Raw genomic sequence first — 2,023 nt, 5'->3', positions numbered from 1 at the left:
TTTTTAGCCAGCTTTAACGCCTCATACGCAGCCACCAATTTGGTCAGTGTAACGACTGTCGTTGCAATGGCGTCTTTATTTTCTTTAACCTTTGTGGCCGTCCACGAAAGCCCTTCCATAACCTGCGGTAAAATCTCCATAGCAAGCGGAGCCAAAGCCCCTCCGGCCACGGTTTTTAACTTACCAAACTGCAGATTAACCTCTTGCATCTGCATATAGGCTTCGTGCATTTCTTTCGGATCAAGACCGACCCCTTTTATTTTGGAAACCCGCTGGGCGGCTTCTTCGTAGTTGAGTAAGGTCTTCGTTAGCGCAAGCCCTCTTGTGCCGAGTGTGGCCATTAAGAACTCTTGGCCTTGTCCGGCTTCGTTAGCCGCCCGATAGCCTTTGGCCAAGGTCTCCAGCTGCTCGTTCATGGGCTTCATCTTGCCCGTTGAGTCCGTAAGAGACAGCCCCATTTGAGACAAGACGGCAGCCGCCTTCTTTCCTTCTGCCGTGTTATTGGCGAGGTTCTTATCAAGACGCATAATAGACTTAGCAGCCGTCTCTACATCGCCGCCTGTCATCTTTAAAATGCCCGAAAGTTTGGCGGCTTCTGCAGCAGTTAAATTAAACCGTTGCTGCACCTGGTACAAAGATTCACCGGCATTGACAGCGCTTTCAATAATGGCATTTAACCCAAAGCCCGCGGCTGCCACGCCTGCAAACTTCGTAAGCGTTCCCAGCATGGCGTTTACCTTACCCGTTGCGGTATCCACGCTCCCCGAGAACTCGTTTATCGGATTTGTCGAGAACGTCTTTTGGATTTCTTGCTTGGTTTTACCAAGCTCAGAGGACAGCCCGCTGCCGTCGGCTCCTATCTTAATCAGTAAATCTGCAACTGTGGTCATTGGCTATCCTCCTTACATACCAAATACCTTTAGTAATTCTTTTCGTTCTTCTTTCGGATCGGGCTTTACGTCCGGATACAGCGGCGCTAAAATATCGGCCGGAGTAATCGACGTCTTACTGCCAAGCTGAGGCAGTAACTGCCAATAGGTAAAGTACGCTTGCATCTCATCTTGCTTTCTCTTTCGCCTGAGATGCCCTTGCACCATGGCGTTAAACTCTTGAATTTGAAGTTCCTCAAATTCACGCGGCTTAAGGCTAAGCATCCCGTACGCCACCGGTTCCGCGTTTTCAATCCAGGCTTCTATCGAGCCGACGACGACCGTGCCGTCTTCGACGTCGTCGGTTTGGCGTTTTTTTCCGTACCCGGATGAAACTTCACCTTGTTATATAGCCCTGTGTCGAAAATGAGCTGTATCACAAACCCGCCTAAATCATCCATCGTCTGCCCTTCGATGGAGCAATACTCATCAATAAGGTCGTATAACTCATCGTCAGACCTTTTCCCCTGCTTTTCGTCGTGAATGGCAAATCTGAGAACGGCCATAACAAGGTCAATACCGAGATTGGCCGTCATGCGAGAGATGACCGCAAGGGAGCTTGCATCAAAGATGGATAAGAGCGACTGGTTGATTTCTCTTTCCACCATGCGCATATCTTTAATGGTAAGATAGGCTTCATATCGGTTATCACCGACGGTTAACGTCCGTGTGGTTTTCATCGTAAGGTTCCTCCTATCGTAAAAAAGAGCGGCCTTTCGACCGCTCTTTACTTCTTACGCCGTTAATTTGAGCTTATACGTAAGCTTGACGTCTGCTGTAATCGTAATCGTAATGTTGTTGTCCCCCATTACCAGATGGTCCTTCATAGCTCCATTTTTTAAAAGCTTTAGCGTTCCTTGACTATACGTATAATCAACTTCCTGATAAAGTCTGGTTCCGTCTGCCATGACAACCGTACGAACGTTGGCCTCCGGCGGCGTAATCGTAATGGAGACGTCCGTCATGGCCGCTTTCGAAACGGTACTCGTGGTCATGCTAAGAGCCGGTATCGTCGACAGTTTCTGTACGTCTGAAATGCCGTTTTTGCCTTCAAAGGTAACTTTTAGCGTAGATACCCCGCTATAGCTGTGGTC

Annotated in this window: 4 protein-coding genes; all 4 read right to left on the bottom strand. The window is 48.7% G+C overall.

What is annotated here, in order from left to right; genetic code table 11:
• Positions 1-890: hypothetical protein (locus HMPREF9429_RS03660; RefSeq protein WP_006941757.1), on the bottom strand; the 890-nt coding region annotated here is incomplete at its 3' end.
• A gap of 12 nt (positions 891-902) precedes the next feature.
• Positions 903-1,154 carry a hypothetical protein gene (locus HMPREF9429_RS03655; RefSeq protein WP_006941756.1) on the bottom strand — a complete coding sequence of 84 codons (252 nt, stop codon included), beginning with the start codon at positions 1,152-1,154 and terminating at the stop codon, positions 903-905.
• A gap of 38 nt (positions 1,155-1,192) precedes the next feature.
• Positions 1,193-1,609: a hypothetical protein gene (locus HMPREF9429_RS03650; RefSeq protein WP_006941755.1), complete on the bottom strand. Its 417-nt coding sequence runs from the start codon at positions 1,607-1,609 to the stop codon at positions 1,193-1,195.
• Between the two features lie 54 nt (positions 1,610-1,663).
• Positions 1,664-2,023 (bottom strand): hypothetical protein (locus HMPREF9429_RS03645; protein WP_006941754.1); only part of this gene is annotated, 360 nt, incomplete at its 5' end.

The organism is Megasphaera micronuciformis F0359, assembly GCF_000165735.1.
In the GTDB taxonomy this organism is placed as follows: Bacteria; Bacillota; Negativicutes; order Veillonellales; family Megasphaeraceae; genus Megasphaera; species Megasphaera micronuciformis.
Note: the sequence above shows the minus strand (reverse complement) of the source record. Positions and strands in the feature narration are given on the sequence as shown.

What these genes read in the sequence shown, in the direction of transcription:
- HMPREF9429_RS03655 (WP_006941756.1), bottom strand. Translation starts at nt 1,154, where the DNA reads ATGCTTAGCCTTAAGCCGCGTGAATTTGAGGAACTTCAAATTCAAGAG.
- HMPREF9429_RS03650 (WP_006941755.1), bottom strand. Translation starts at nt 1,609, where the DNA reads ATGAAAACCACACGGACGTTAACCGTCGGTGATAACCGATATGAAGCC.